General features: G+C 62.4%; 12 protein-coding genes. 2 read left to right on the top strand and 10 right to left on the bottom strand.

The window, feature by feature from the left end; all coding sequences use genetic code 11:
- Positions 1-98 precede the first annotated feature (98 nt).
- The 7 genes from E0L15_RS06155 to E0L15_RS06125 form a co-directional block, all read right to left on the bottom strand.
- Positions 99-1,097 (bottom strand): WYL domain-containing protein, encoded by a 999-nt coding sequence (locus E0L15_RS06155; RefSeq protein ID WP_087230975.1) that lies wholly within the window; start codon positions 1,095-1,097, stop codon positions 99-101.
- Between the two features lie 340 nt (positions 1,098-1,437).
- Complete coding sequence (locus E0L15_RS06150; protein ID WP_087230978.1) at positions 1,438-2,181, bottom strand: NTP transferase domain-containing protein; 744 nt, start codon at positions 2,179-2,181, stop codon at positions 1,438-1,440.
- A gap of 23 nt (positions 2,182-2,204) precedes the next feature.
- Positions 2,205-3,479, bottom strand: a complete 1,275-nt coding sequence (locus tag E0L15_RS06145; protein ID WP_168124932.1) for an O-acetylhomoserine aminocarboxypropyltransferase/cysteine synthase family protein — start codon at positions 3,477-3,479, stop codon at positions 2,205-2,207.
- A gap of 69 nt (positions 3,480-3,548) precedes the next feature.
- Positions 3,549-4,460, bottom strand: a complete 912-nt coding sequence (locus tag E0L15_RS06140) for a GerMN domain-containing protein (protein WP_168124931.1) — start codon at positions 4,458-4,460, stop codon at positions 3,549-3,551.
- Positions 4,457-5,947, bottom strand: coding sequence for a HAMP domain-containing sensor histidine kinase (locus E0L15_RS06135; protein ID WP_087230987.1), 1,491 nt, complete (start codon positions 5,945-5,947; stop codon positions 4,457-4,459). Before E0L15_RS06135 ends, E0L15_RS06140 begins: the two co-directional genes overlap by 4 nt.
- Positions 5,944-6,639, bottom strand: a complete 696-nt coding sequence (locus E0L15_RS06130) for a response regulator transcription factor (protein ID WP_087230990.1) — start codon at positions 6,637-6,639, stop codon at positions 5,944-5,946. The genes E0L15_RS06135 and E0L15_RS06130 overlap by 4 nt, the downstream gene beginning before the upstream one ends.
- 17 nt (positions 6,640-6,656) lie before the next feature.
- Entirely contained in the window at positions 6,657-6,998 is a 342-nt protein-coding gene (locus E0L15_RS06125) for a helix-hairpin-helix domain-containing protein (RefSeq protein WP_168124930.1), read from the bottom strand.
- 131 nt (positions 6,999-7,129) lie between these two features.
- Here E0L15_RS06125 and E0L15_RS06120 point away from each other — a divergent pair, with 131 nt between their 5' ends.
- Positions 7,130-8,509: a D-alanyl-D-alanine carboxypeptidase family protein gene (locus E0L15_RS06120; protein WP_168124929.1), complete on the top strand. Its 1,380-nt coding sequence runs from the start codon at positions 7,130-7,132 to the stop codon at positions 8,507-8,509.
- A 495-nt stretch (positions 8,510-9,004) separates the two neighbouring features.
- On the opposite strand, the gene E0L15_RS06115 is transcribed toward E0L15_RS06120, so the two are convergent.
- Both E0L15_RS06115 and E0L15_RS06110 read right to left on the bottom strand, forming a co-directional pair.
- Positions 9,005-9,379 (bottom strand): hypothetical protein, encoded by a 375-nt coding sequence (locus tag E0L15_RS06115; RefSeq protein ID WP_168124928.1) that lies wholly within the window; start codon positions 9,377-9,379, stop codon positions 9,005-9,007.
- A gap of 82 nt (positions 9,380-9,461) precedes the next feature.
- Positions 9,462-10,049 carry an ECF transporter S component gene (locus E0L15_RS06110; protein WP_087230999.1) on the bottom strand — a complete coding sequence of 196 codons (588 nt, stop codon included), beginning with the start codon at positions 10,047-10,049 and terminating at the stop codon, positions 9,462-9,464.
- 126 nt (positions 10,050-10,175) lie between these two features.
- Here E0L15_RS06110 and E0L15_RS06105 point away from each other — a divergent pair, with 126 nt between their 5' ends.
- Positions 10,176-11,591 (top strand): PLP-dependent aminotransferase family protein, encoded by a 1,416-nt coding sequence (locus E0L15_RS06105; protein WP_168124927.1) that lies wholly within the window; start codon positions 10,176-10,178, stop codon positions 11,589-11,591.
- Here the strand turns inward: E0L15_RS06105 and E0L15_RS06100 are convergent.
- A partial coding sequence (locus tag E0L15_RS06100) for a SpoIIE family protein phosphatase (protein ID WP_168124926.1) occupies positions 11,554-13,139 on the bottom strand: 1,586 nt, incomplete at its 5' end. The two genes, E0L15_RS06105 and E0L15_RS06100, sit on opposite strands and share 38 nt — an antisense overlap.

Genomic DNA, 13,139 nt, shown 5'->3' with positions numbered 1-13,139 from the left:
CTGCTTTAAGCATTAATCGCTGTATTATACCATTCTAGTCTGGTTTTCTCAAGAGGTTCCCGGTTATTTCCCCTGTCAAACCCTCCGAATTTTTGGGCTTATGCCTCCTGGGTTTTCGCCGTGTCGTAGACGTCCTGCACCTGGTCCAGGCGCTGCCGGAACTCCTCCACCGCCCAGGCGGGCGAGAGCACCTCCACCTGCGCCCCCAGCCCGAACAACCAGCCCCAGAAGGGCGGGCTCACCACCAGGTCCAGCGTGACGGTAAAATGCTCCTCATCCTGGGGCACCAGCATGATATCCTGTCCAAATCGATCCAAAAACACTCCAGCCAGGGGCGCCGCACACCGCAGCCGCAGCTGGCAGGGCCGTCCGGCATACATGCCGAAGTGGCGGCGGGTGTACCCCTCCAGGTCCCAGCTGCCCCGGTCCCGGCCCCGCTGGTCGGTGAGGGTGATGTCCGTCATCTTGTCCACCCGGTAGTGGCGCACCTCCTCCCGGTCATGGTCCCACCCGGCCAGATAGTAGTTCTCATTGTCCCAAATGAGGCCGTAGGGGGTCACCTGATACTCCGCCCCGCCCCGGCGGAATACCCGCTCCTTGTTCATATTCATCTCAAAATAGTGAAAGGAGATCACCCGATTGGCCCCGATGGCCCCGTGGAGGCGGTCCACATTGTAAAAAATGCTCTCGTTCATGGTCTTGATGCGCCGGTCCACATACACCTGGCGCTGGAGCTGCCGGGCCTGGTGGACGGAGGCCAAAGACTCCAGCTTGCCAATGAGGGCGCTGCTCTTTTTCTGGGTGAGAAAACGGCTGGACTGCACCGCATCCACCAACAGCTTCAGCTCCGCCAGTTCAAAGTCCCGCTGTCCAATGAACCAGCCGCCGCCCACTCCTCGCCGGGTCTGCACGTCCAACCCCAGCTGCCGCAGCTGCTCCATGTCGTCGTAGATGCTCTTGCGCTCGGCGGGGGCGTTCCACCGCTCCAGCTCCTCCTGGAGCTGGCCCAGGGTGAGAGGGTGCTCCTCGTCGCTGTGCTTTTGCAAAAAGCGGGCCAAAACCATCAATTTTCGCTTCTGATTGGTCCCCTTTGGCATAGTCTTCCCTCCTTTTTTGGAATAGTATACCACAAACAAAGTCCCGTTTATAGGACTTTCTGTGAGGATAGAAAAACAGACGCCGTCCTGTGATGACGGCGTCTGTTGCAAGCTCTCAAGAAAGCCAACGTCCATATCAACGGACAAAAGCCCTCGGCAGAGTTTTCCCGCCCGCAGGCGGGAAAATCAATTGAAATCTCGTATTTTCCCAGGACATGCGCATGGGAAAATACACTTCTGGAGCCCGCCAGTGTGGAATTGGGTCGTCCTTTGACCCAATTATGCATGCAGCGGGCTGCATCCCCTTCGAGAAAATGCAAGCATTTTCTCGAAATAACATTTACCATCCCTTGCGCAGCACGTCTTCCACCTGCTGCAGCTGCTCCACGGTGTTGACGCCCAGCATCTCCAGGGGAGAGCAGGTGTCACACAGAGCCACCTTGCCCCCAGCCTGGGCGATGAGGGCGGGCACATCAGTGAGGTAATACTCGCCCTGGGCGTTGTCGGTGGTGAGCTTGTCCAGCCAGGCCAGCAGATCTCCCACCCGGAAGACATAGGTGGCCACGTTCACCTCGGTGATGGCGGCTTGCTCGGGGGTGCAATCCTTGGCCTCCACAATGGCGGCAAAGGTACCGTCTGGGTTGCGCAGGATACGGCCATAGTTGCCGCCCTCCTCCAGGTGGGCGGAGAGCATGGTGCAGGCGCAGCCGCTTTCCAGATGGGTGCGGATGAGGCTCTCAAAGGTCTCACGGCGCATCAGAGGGGTGTCCCCACAGCAGATGAGCACGTGGCTGTCCGGGTCGGTGAGCAGCGGAGCGGCGTAGCGCACCGCGCCGCCGGTGCCGTTGAGCACCTCCTGCTCCACGCTGGGATACTCGGGGAACCGGGCGCGCACCTTATCCCCCATCCACCCCACCACCAGAATGGTGTCCTCCTTGGGGAGGAAGTTCAGAGACTTCAACACATAGTGCAGCAGAGGCTTTCCATCCGCCTCCCGCAGCACCTTGGGCAGGTCGATGCCCTCGGTTTGCAGCCGGGTGCCCTTACCCGCTGCCAAAACCACTGCTTGAATCTTTTCTGCCATGGGAATCACGTTCCTTTCTCTCGTTATACGCCCGCCAGAGCCTGCTCCACGTCGGCGATGAGGTCGCTGAGATCCTCAATGCCCACGGACAGCCGGATCAGGTCGGGGGACACTCCAGCGGCCACCAGCTCCTCGTCGTTCATCTGACGGTGGGTGGAGGAAGCAGGGTGGAGCACGCAGGTTTTAGCATCTGCCACATGGGTAGCGATGGAGCACAGCTTCAGCCCGGCCATAAACTTCTCGGCGGCAGCCCGTCCGCCCTTGACGCCAAAGGACACCACGCCGCAGCTGCCGTGGGGCAGGTACTTCTGGCCCAGTGCATAGTAGGGGTCACCGGGCAGGCCCACATAGCGCACCCACTCCACCTTCTCGTGGTTGGACAGGTACTCGGCAATGCCCTGGGCATTGGCGCAGTGCTTGGCCATGCGCAGAGGCAGGGTCTCCATGCCCATGCCCAGCAGGTAGGAGTTCATGGGGGCGGGGGTGGCGCCCAGGTCCCGCATCAGCTGCACCACGCACTTGGTGATGTAAGCGCCGCCCTGGCCGAAGGCCTGGGTGTACACCAGCCCGTGGTAGCTCTCGTCGGGGGTGGTGAGGCCGGGGAACTTGTCGGCGTGGGCCTCCCAGTTGAAGTTGCCCGAGTCCACAATGGCACCGCCCACGGCGTTGGCGTGGCCATCCAGGTACTTGGTGGTGGAGTGGGTGACAATGTCAGCGCCAAACTCAAAGGGGTGGCAGTTGGCGGGGGTGGCGAAGGTGTTGTCCACAATGAGGGGCACCCCGTTTTTGTGGGCCACCCGGGCGAACTTCTCAATGTCCAGCACCACCAGAGAGGGGTTGGCGATGGTCTCGCCGAACACGGCCTTGGTGTTGGGGCGGAAGGCGGCCTGGAGCTCCTCCTCGGAGCAGTCGGGGTCCACGAAGGTGAAGTCGATGCCCATGCGCTTCATGGTCACTGCAAACAGGTTATAGGTACCGCCGTAGATGGTGGCAGAGGACACCACGTGGTCGCCAGCGGAGGCGATGTTGAACACAGAGAAGAAGGAGGCAGCCTGGCCAGAGGACAGGAGCATGGCAGCAGAGCCTCCCTCCAGCTCACACAGGCGGGCGGCCACGGCGTCGCTGGTGGGGTTTTGCAGCCGGGTGTAGAAATACCCGGAGGCCTGTAAATCAAACAGCTTTCCCATGTCCTCGCTGGTCTCATAACGGAACGTGGTGGACTGGATGATGGGAATGTTGCGGGGTTCTCCGTTTCCGGGCCGATATCCGGCGTGGAGACAGCTGGTATCAAATTTCATGGGAACGCTTCCTTTCTAAACGGTAGGGTAATCTTTGTTATTTTAGCATAGTGAAGTAACCCTGTCAACTCAACTGGGGTCTGGGGAGGGCTGGCTGGACGGGGTGGGCTGAGTGACCAAAATATCGCCGTACCACTCCAGCGGCTGCCCCTCCACCAAAATCTGGACCTGCTCCACATTTTCCAGGCTGCACAGGGTGTTGACCAGAGAGTCAAGGACCAGCTGCTGCTGCCACTCCTCCTGGGGAACCTGTTCCAAAAACACCCCGGACAGGTCCACATAGCACACCCTGCCCTCCTGGCGGGCGGAGAGCACCTTGAGGTCAGCGGGCAGAATCTGCTCCAGTCCCTCGTCCTGAGGCCCGGCAATGAGGGCTTCCACCACCACCTGGGCCACCGAATCGCTCTCAATGAGGCGGAACACCCGGAACTCAAAGCCCAGCTCCTGGCTGTCCTTTCTCTTAAAATGAAGGGCGGCGGTCACTTCCACCGGCTCCTCCTCCGCCCCGGTAAACATCACATCTTCCGCGGTGAAGACCTGTCGGTCCCGGTAGGGCAGCTGGCTGCCGTTGGCGGTGATGCACACCTCCTCCACCCCCTCCAGCTGGGTGAGGGTGAGGGTGATGCAGTAGTCGGCCATGGTCAGCTCAATGCCCACCAGGTCCCCATAGGGCCAGGACAAATCCACGGTCACCCGCTTCCCGTCCTGCTGCCACTGCTGCAAATCGGTGCCCTGGGGGAAGGGAGAGACCAGCTTGCTGTCCTCCCCTGGCCCCTCCAGCAGGGCCTCCATGAGGGCGGGCACCGTCTGTTCCCCGGTGTACGGAACGGACTCCAGAGCGGTGGTGGCATTGTCCCATTGGTCCAAGTCGGCGGTGTACCACAGGCTGAGGCCGCTCTGGCTCTGGTGGCCACCGCACCCCATCAGGGAGGCCAGCAGCGCCGACCCCAGGGTCAGCGCCCATACTCTGCGCCCTCTCATAGCTCCTCTCCCCCTTCCTCTACAATGCGGGGGAATCGGGCGGTGAACCGGGCTCCCACCCCGTCCGGGCCCCGCTGGGCCATGATATCGCCGCCGTGGAGGCGGGCGGTGTCCCGGGCGATGGACAGACCCAGACCAGTGCCCCCCGCCTCTCTGGACCGGGCCTTGTCCACCCGGTAGAAGCGGTCGAACACCCGCAGCAGGTCCTCCTCCGGGATGCCCACTCCGGTGTCCTGCACCGTCAGGGTAATCCAGTATTCCTCCCGGGCCACCTCTACGGTGACCGAGCCCCCGGGCTGATTGTACTTCACGGCGTTTTCCATCAGATTAAAGGCCACCTGGTACAGGTCGTCCTGGGTGGCCAGCACCATACAGTGGGGCTGGAGCTGATACCGCAGCTCCACCTGGGCAGAATGGGCCAGGGGCAGCAGCATGTGCCCCACCTTTTCCACCACCTGGCCCACGTCCACCGGCACCCGCTCCCGCTGGAGTCGGGCGTCCAGGCGGCTGAGGGCCAGCAGGCGCTGGCTGATGCGGGTGAGGCGGTCGGCCTCCTCCCCGATGTCGGAGACAAACTCCCGCACCGTCTCCATGTCCACCGAGCTATTTTGCAAAATGGAGTCGGCCAGCAGACGAATGGAGGCCAAGGGGGTTTTCAGCTCGTGGGAGGCATCCGAGACAAACCGCCGCCGCACCTCCTCAATGGTCTGCAAGCGGTCGGTGAGCTCGTTGAACTCCATGGCCAGCTGGGCCATCTCGTCCTTGCCTTTGACCTCGATGCGGTGGTTGTACTCGCCCTCCCGCACCGAGCGGATACCACCCAGCAGCCGGGAGGTATTGCGGGTGAGTGCTTTGGACAGAATGAGGGCAGCCACCAGGGCCACCACACAGATCACCACGGAGATGTACCGCAGGGTGGACTGGATGGACAGCAGCACCTCCGCCTGTTCCGTGTCGTATTCATAGAGGTACACCGCCCCCAGGGTGACACCACGGTACACCGTGGGGACGGCCACACGGGTGCGGAACGCCCCCTGCCGATACTCGGACCGGCACACGTCCTCCCCCCGCAGGGCCTTGACCACCTCGGCGGTGATGGCATAGTCTCCGGTGCGCTTTTCCAGGGTGGAGCTGTCATAGAGGATGAGTCCGGACTCGTTGGTCACCAGCACCCGGGTGCCCTGCATGTCGTCCAGCAGCTCCATGGCCTGGGCCACGCCGTCCTCGGTGAGCACCTCTGACACCGCCAGGGCGCTGCCGATGGCCAGGGCCTGCCGCTTCAACGAGGCCTCCTTGGCCGAAAACACCATGTTCTGGGCCATAATCAAAGGGTAGGTGTTGAGCACCAGCACAATGGCCACCACCAACAGCAGATAGGTGGCCACATACTTGCCCTGTAGGCTGTGGAAGAAGGGCACCTCTCCCGCCTTGACCTCCCGATTCTCCCGGCGGGCCCGCTGCCGCCACTGCTTGAACACCTGTCTCATGGGCACTCACTGCTCAGGTAGTAGCCCACGCCCCACTTGGTGAGGATGTGGGTGGGGTTGGCGGGGTCGGGCTCCAGCTTCTCCCGCAGACGGCGGATGTGCACGTCCACGGTGCGAAACTCGCCCACGTACTCGTAGCCCCACACCACATTCAGCAGGTTTTCCCGGCTGTACACCCGGCCAGGATTGCGCATGAGCAGCTCCATGAGGTCAAACTCCTTGGCGGTGAGCTCCACCGGATGTCCGTCCCGACGGGCCACCCGCTGGTCCAAATCCAGGGTGATAGCCCCGTGGACCAGGCAGTTGGTGTGCTTTTTCTGCTGGGTGGAGGTGCCAGCCCGGCGCAGCAGGGCCCGAATCCGGGCCTTTACCTCCAGAATGTTAAAAGGCTTGGTGATGTAGTCGTCGGCGCCGCACTCAAAACCCATAATTTTGTCCGCATCCTCGCCCTTGGCGGTGAGCATGATGATGGGCACATTGGAGAACTCCCGAATTTTCATGCACGCCTGCAAGCCGTCAATTTTGGGCATCATCAAATCCAAAATAATCAGGTCAAACCGTCCGGTCCGGGCCAGCTCCACCGCCTCTTCCCCGTCGCTGCCGGTCTCCACCTCATATCCTTCATTTTCCAAGTTAAATTTAATACCCTTCACCAGCAGACGCTCGTCGTCCACCACCAGTATCTTGGGCATGTCATTCCCTCCCTCTATTACACCGCAATCAAATCCAACAGGGTCTCCATCGTCTTCTCGCTGATGCCCGGCACCTCAATGAGGTGCTCCGGGTACTCAAAGGGGCCGTGGATATCCCGGTAGCGCACGATGGCTGTGGCCAGCGCTGGACCGATGCCGGGCAACTCCTCCAGCTGCTCCCGGGTGGCCAGATTGATGTTCACTTTTCCCCGGTCCAGTCCGGCAAACTCCACCCCGGACTGGGGGCCTGGGCGCAGCTCCAAGGTCTCGATGCGCCCCTGTCGCATGAGCCAAACGGACACCGTGGCCAGGAGCATCCCGCACAGCACCAGGCAAAGGATACGGCCTATGTACTTCATGCCGGAACCTCCTCTTTTTTCCCGTGGCTTTGGTTGCGTTTTCGTCCGATTTCTGCTATAGTATTTCTGTTGCAGCAGGGCTTAGCCCGTCGTCTGCCCCCACATTATAACATAGATGATTGGAGAATCCTATGAAAAAATACATTCGCCGCGCTGCGGCTCTGGCCACAGCTCTTGTTCTCACCCTCTCTCTGTGTCTGCCTGCCGCCTTCGCTCTGGACGACCCGCAGCCCCACTGCACCGCCGCCATTGTGGTGGACGGGGACAACAACGAGGTCTTGTACGACTACAACGCCTACGAAAAACGCTACCCCGCCTCGGTCACCAAGATCATGACCACCCTGGTGGTCCTCCGGGCCATTGACGCCGGAGAGCTCACCCTGGAGACCCAGGTAACAGCCTCCAAGGAGGCGGTGACCCTGCCCGAGGGCAGCTCCACCGCCGGCATTGTGGAGGGCGAGGTGCTCACCATCGAGCAGCTGCTGTACTGCGATCTGGTGCCGTCAGGCAATGAGGCCTGTAACATTCTGGCCGAAGCCCTGTGCGGCTCGGAAGAGGCCTTTGTGGAGCGCATGAATGAGACTGCGGAAGACCTGGGCATGACAGGCACCCACTTTGCCAACCCCCACGGTCTCCACGACCCCGACCACTATACCACCGCCTATGACATCTACCTCATGGCTTCCGCCGCCATGGAGTACGAGATTTTCCGCGAAATCGTCTCCACCCCCACCTACACCCTGGAGCCCACCAACATGGTCTCGGAGCCCCGGATTCTCCACAGCACCAACGCCCTGATTAGCAACTGGTATGTGTCCGGCGTGACCTACTCCAAGGCCATCGGCATCAAGACCGGGTACACCGAAGAGGCAGGCCGCTGTCTGGCCTCCGCCGCCACCGACGAGCAGGGCCGCACCTTCTACTGCGTGGTGCTGGGCTCGGAATACGCCCAGGACGAGTCGGGCAACTGGCACTTCTACTCCTTCAGCGAGAGCTCTCGCCTGCTGGAGTGGGCCTTTGACAACTTCACCCGCATCACGCTGCTCAGTGAGACCTCGGAGAACGTCATCCGGGAAGTCCCCGTCACCCTGTCTGGGGACACCGGCCACGTGTTGGTCCAGCCCGTGGGCTCCATTGAGGCCACGGTGCCGGAGTACGACCCCGCCAAGGCAGAACTGAAAATGGACCTGCCCGAGAGTCTGGAGGCCCCCATCCAAAAGGGCCAGGTGGTGGGCAGCGTCTCCCTGGTCTACAACGGCATCAACTACGGTTCCCTGGACATGGTGGCCACCGATGATGTGGCCCGCTCGGACTTCCAGTACACCATGAAGGTCATCTCGGACACCTGGGCCCTGTGGTGGGTGAAACTGCTGGTCATCCTGGCCGTGGTGCTCATCCTGGCTCTGGTGGTGTACCTGATTTTCATCCGGCCCATGCGCCGGGGCGGTCGGCGTCGATATGGCTACACCGGTCCCCGCCGTGGGGGCGGCTATAAGGGCCGTCGGAGATAATTCCAGCTATTCATGATTTTTTCATAATTTCGTTTCAATTTGGACAACACTTTCCCCGCCAAGTCTGGTACTATCATGGTGTCAGGAAGAAAGACACCAGACATTTTCAAAATCCTCCCTCTCTCTTTTCTCTTTTCAAGCAAACCCCCTCCGGTCGCCCAGCCGGAGGGGGCTTTCCTTTGTGCGAAAAGGCACAGCCTTTCCGCACAAGTTATTTTGCACCCTGCTGCGCGCAAAGTTCGGCTGCAAACACCGCAGCCGAATTCACACTTGCAGGGCGAGCAGTATTTTCTCCCGTGCACATGTCCCGGGAGAAAATGGATTTCAATTTATTCGCACCCAGAGGGTGCGAATTGTCCTGGTCGCACATTCACAGTTCCTTCATAAAAGATTCGTATTTTATCCATCACTCCTCCACGGGGGTCTGCTATGATATGCGTGTCAGGAAGAAGTGAATATGCTTTCATTGAACATCCTCCCTCTCTCTTTTCTCTTTCAAACAACACACAAAGCCGCCGGGGTCCCGCGCCCCGGCGGTTTTGTGCTTCTGCCAACAAAATGTTTTTCCCTACGATTATAAAAAAAGCCCTCGGCAGAGTTTTTCCGCCTATCGGCGGGAAAATAAATTGCAATCCGTTTTTTCCGGGGACATGTGCACCGGAAAAAACACTTCTCAGCCCGCCAGTGTGGAATCGGGTCGCCCTTTGACCCGATTCTGCATGCAGCGGGCTGCTTCTCCCTCTCGAAAATGCAAGCATTTTCGAGAATGTCGTTCACAATTCCTTCGCAAAAGATTCGTATTTTATCCATCACTCCCCCATGGGGGTCTGCTATGATGTACGTGTCAGGAAGAAGTGAATATGCTTTCATTGAACATCCTCCCTCTCTCTTTTCTCTCTCAAACAAAACACACAAAGCCGCCGGGGTCCACACCCCGGCGGCTTTGTGCCGTTTATTTTTCCGATGGGTTCAGCGCCTCGTCCAGGCGGGCCATGCGCAGCGCCCGCAGCACCGCAAAGGCCAGCAGAGGAGCCAGCACGATGGCCACACCGCCGTTGAACAGGGAGGAGGGCACCTTGAGCACCGTGGCCACCCACGCCGCAGAGGCACTCATCCCCTCCAGCAGCATGGAGTTGTAGAAAAAGGTCTTGGCCAGATAGATGATGATATAGCTCACCGCCGCACACACGGTGGACACCGCCATGGCGGGATAAGTGGCCTTGCGGCGGAACACCGCCACAAACACCGCCCCGGCAATCACCCCGTACAGGCCCTTGGTGACAAAGGTGATGGGGGCCTCGGTGATGTAGAGCACATTGGTGCAGTCATACAGGGCCGAGCCCAGACCGGCTGCCAGTCCGCCCCACCAGGGTCCCAGCAGGATACCGCTGAGGGCGCACATGATGTTCCCCAGATGGAACCGGGAATAGCCCCCCACGCTCAGAGGCAACACCACTTCAATCTTACTTCCGCAAAACACCAACGCCACCAGCAGGGCGGTGATCACCAGCCGCAGCAGCTTTTTGTGTTCTTGTCGCATGATCTTCCACTCCTCTCCCGCCGCCCACGTTGACGACGGCTGTTATTGAGTGGTATTATACTCCCATCTGACATCATGAAAATGGCCAGTTTTTATCTTTTTTATCAGGTCAGTTTGGAGGTGCCTATGGAATATCCCATTCACATGCCCGTCTTTGAGCCGGGTCATCCCCTGTATTTGCAGCTGTACCAGCACCTGGCCCGGGAAATTCAGCAAGGCCGCCCGGGACCTGGAAAGAAGCTGCCCTCCAAGCGGCGGCTGTGCGCCCTGCTGGGGGTGAGCATGAGCACCGTGGAGGGGGCCTACTCTCTCCTTCTGGCGGAGGGGTACGTGAAGAGTTTGCCCCGCAGCGGCTATGTGGCCGCCCAGCTCCACGACGTACCAGTGCAGTCTGTCCCCGACCTGCCCGCTCCTCCAGAGCCCCCCTCCCAGTGGCGGTATGACTGCTCCACCTCGGCGGTGGACACCTCGGTGTTTCCCTTCTCTTCCTGGGCCCGCATCAACAAGGATTCGGTGTACCAAAACCCCGGCCTGCTCCAGCCGGGGCACCCCCAGGGGGACGAACCGCTGCGGGTGGCCCTGGCGGGACTGCTGGCCCAATACCGTGGCGTACGCTGCTCCCCGGAACAGATCGTGGTGGGGGCGGGGACGGACTACCTGCTCTCCCTCCTCCTCCAGCTCTTTCCCCAGGGCAGCGCCGTGGCCCTGGAGGACCCCGGCTACCCCACCGCCTGGCAGGCGGTGGAGCGGCACGGACACCGCCCCATCTCCATCCCGGTGGATGCCTCGGGGATGTGTCCCAGGGAGCTGGAGCAGTCGGAGGCGGTGCTGGCCTATGTCACCCCCTCCCACCAGTTCCCCCTGGGGGTAACCATGCCCGTGGAGCGGCGCAGCCGCCTGCTGCGCTGGGCCGCCCAGGGAGAGGGGCGGTATGTGCTGGAGGACGACTACGACAGTGAGTTCCGCTACGCCTCCCGGCCCATCCCCGCTCTCCAGGGGCTGGACGCCGGGGGCCGGGTCATCTACCTGGGCACCTTCTCCCGGTCCATCGCCCCCGCCATCCGTGTGGCCTACCTCATCTTGCCCCCGGAGCTACTGGCCCGATACCGCCGAGTGTTCCCCCAGAGCGCCTGCACCGTCTCCCGGTTTGAACAGGAGACCCTGCGCCAGTTCCTGGTCCAGGGACTGTACAGCCGCCATCTGCGCCGGTCCGGCAACCGCTACCGCCGCAAATGCTCCATCCTCACCCAGGCCCTGGGCCGCTTCCCCCACCTGTCCCTGTCCGGTGAGGGGGCAGGGCTGCACTTTCTCCTCACCGCCCCCCACCTCACCGAGGGAGAGATGGTCCAGCGGGCCGCCCGCAGCGGCATCCGAGTCTCCCCTCTCAGCCGCTACTGCCACCAGGTCTCCCCGCCTCCCTCCACCGTGGTGGTGGGCTATGCGGGGCTACCCCTGGAACAGCTGGAGGAGTGCGCCAACCTGCTGGGTCAGGCCCTGGACCCGGTCACCCCTCTTCCCGAGGACGCACGTCCAAACGAATGACCATCACAGTCCGGTCGTCCTCCTCGCCCTCCCGCTGTCCGCTCTCCTGGAGGATGCGGGCGGCCAGCTCCTGGGGTGAGGTTCCCTCATAGTCTGCCAACAGGCGGCGCAGCCAGCCGTCCTCCCGGGGGCTCACCACCCCGTCGCTGACCAGCACCACCCAGTCTCCCGCCCCCAGCTGTTGGGGGAAAGAATCTGCCTTCATGCCGGGGGCCACTCCTGCGGGCATGGACCGTCCCACCACCCGCTCCACCCCGCCGGGCTTGCGGAAATAGGTGGGGGCGGCCCCCAGCTTATACACGGCGCTGCGACCGGAAAACAGGTCCAGCTGAAAGAGGTCCACGGTGGTAAATCCCCCCTGGTCCTCACCCCGCAGGGCCAGAGCCTCCCCCACGGTGGCCAGAGCGGCCTCCACCTCCAGCCCTGCCCGGAGGAATTTTTCCAGCAGTCCCAAGGCGCAGTTGCTGTCCTCCCGGGCGGCGGGGCCGCTGCCCATGCCGTCACAGAGCAGGAAGTTCAGCCGCCCGGCCTCGTCCTTAAACCAGGCCCCGCAGTCTCCGCTCACCGACTGGCCCTTGCGGTCGGCCGCCGCCAGACCCGCCACCGCCACCAGGGGCTCCTGCTGCACCAGCACCACCTGGCCCCTGGGGGCGGCGGTGTCTTGGCGCAGGGGGCACCCCAACAGGGTGGACAGACGGGCCAGTTCGCCCCCCTGCGCCAGCCGTTCCACCTCCGGGCCCTCCAGCTGGATGTGCACATGGCCGTTGGGGTCCTGGGTCACCGAGCACTTGCCCCGGATGCCCAGGGCCTTCATGCGCTGGGCCATGAGCCGCTGACGGCGGGCGTCCACCGGGGGATGTTGGTCCAGCCGTCCGGCGGCCCGGTCCAACACCTGGGCCAGCTGCCCATACTGGGCGCACACCGCCGCCCGGCTCTCCCGCACCCGGCTGTCATACCGCCGTCGGGCCAACAGACTGCGCAGCTCCCGGTTGGCCGCCCCTAAAAAGGCGTCAAACTGGGTGCACCGCCCGGCAAAATGGAGGGGAAAGTCCTCCCGTATCCCCTCTCCCCGCTCCAGCATGGGGCTCATGGCGTCGGACAGGGCAGTGCGGGTGGCCTGATACTCCTGCTGCCAGCACCGCTCCCGCTGGCGGCAGCGAACGCACACCTCCTCGGCGGCCCGGTCAAACACCCGGCTGGTGTCCTGGTCGTTGGGAACCACCGGGGTGAAGGCCTCCCGCAGGCCTCCGGTCACCGCCCGGAAGGCGGTGGCAGTACGGCGCAGCTGCTGGGCAGCCAGCTCTCTCCCCAGCTGCCCCATGTCCTCCCCCTCTTCCCGGCGGAGTACCGCCCCCAGGCGGTTGACCAGCGCCTCCGGCTGGAGGAGGAACAGCACCGCGCCCAGCACGATCTCCAGACCCACCGCCTGGAGGTTGTCTCCCGGCTCCATCCACACCAGGGACACCCCGCCCGTCAATACGTATACCAGGGCGCACACCAGCCGCCCCCGCTCCCAACAGGCCCCGGCCAGCAGGCCGGGCAGGGCGT

The sequence above is a fragment of the Pseudoflavonifractor sp. SW1122 genome (genome assembly GCF_012027765.1).
Taxonomy (GTDB): Bacteria; Bacillota; Clostridia; order Oscillospirales; family Oscillospiraceae; genus Enterenecus; species Enterenecus faecium.
Note: the sequence above shows the minus strand (reverse complement) of the source record. Positions and strands in the feature narration are given on the sequence as shown.

What these genes read in the sequence shown, in the direction of transcription:
- E0L15_RS06110 (WP_087230999.1), bottom strand. Translation starts at nt 10,049, where the DNA reads ATGCGACAAGAACACAAAAAGCTGCTGCGGCTGGTGATCACCGCCCTG.
- E0L15_RS06130 (WP_087230990.1), bottom strand. Translation starts at nt 6,639, where the DNA reads ATGCCCAAGATACTGGTGGTGGACGACGAGCGTCTGCTGGTGAAGGGT.
- E0L15_RS06150 (WP_087230978.1), bottom strand. Translation starts at nt 2,181, where the DNA reads ATGGCAGAAAAGATTCAAGCAGTGGTTTTGGCAGCGGGTAAGGGCACC.
- E0L15_RS06135 (WP_087230987.1), bottom strand. Translation starts at nt 5,947, where the DNA reads ATGAGACAGGTGTTCAAGCAGTGGCGGCAGCGGGCCCGCCGGGAGAAT.
- E0L15_RS06120 (WP_168124929.1), top strand. Translation starts at nt 7,130, where the DNA reads ATGAAAAAATACATTCGCCGCGCTGCGGCTCTGGCCACAGCTCTTGTT.
- E0L15_RS06155 (WP_087230975.1), bottom strand. Translation starts at nt 1,097, where the DNA reads ATGCCAAAGGGGACCAATCAGAAGCGAAAATTGATGGTTTTGGCCCGC.
- E0L15_RS06115 (WP_168124928.1), bottom strand. Translation starts at nt 9,379, where the DNA reads ATGAAAGCATATTCACTTCTTCCTGACACGTACATCATAGCAGACCCC.
- E0L15_RS06140 (WP_168124931.1), bottom strand. Translation starts at nt 4,460, where the DNA reads ATGAGAGGGCGCAGAGTATGGGCGCTGACCCTGGGGTCGGCGCTGCTG.
- E0L15_RS06105 (WP_168124927.1), top strand. Translation starts at nt 10,176, where the DNA reads ATGGAATATCCCATTCACATGCCCGTCTTTGAGCCGGGTCATCCCCTG.
- E0L15_RS06125 (WP_168124930.1), bottom strand. Translation starts at nt 6,998, where the DNA reads ATGAAGTACATAGGCCGTATCCTTTGCCTGGTGCTGTGCGGGATGCTC.
- E0L15_RS06145 (WP_168124932.1), bottom strand. Translation starts at nt 3,479, where the DNA reads ATGAAATTTGATACCAGCTGTCTCCACGCCGGATATCGGCCCGGAAAC.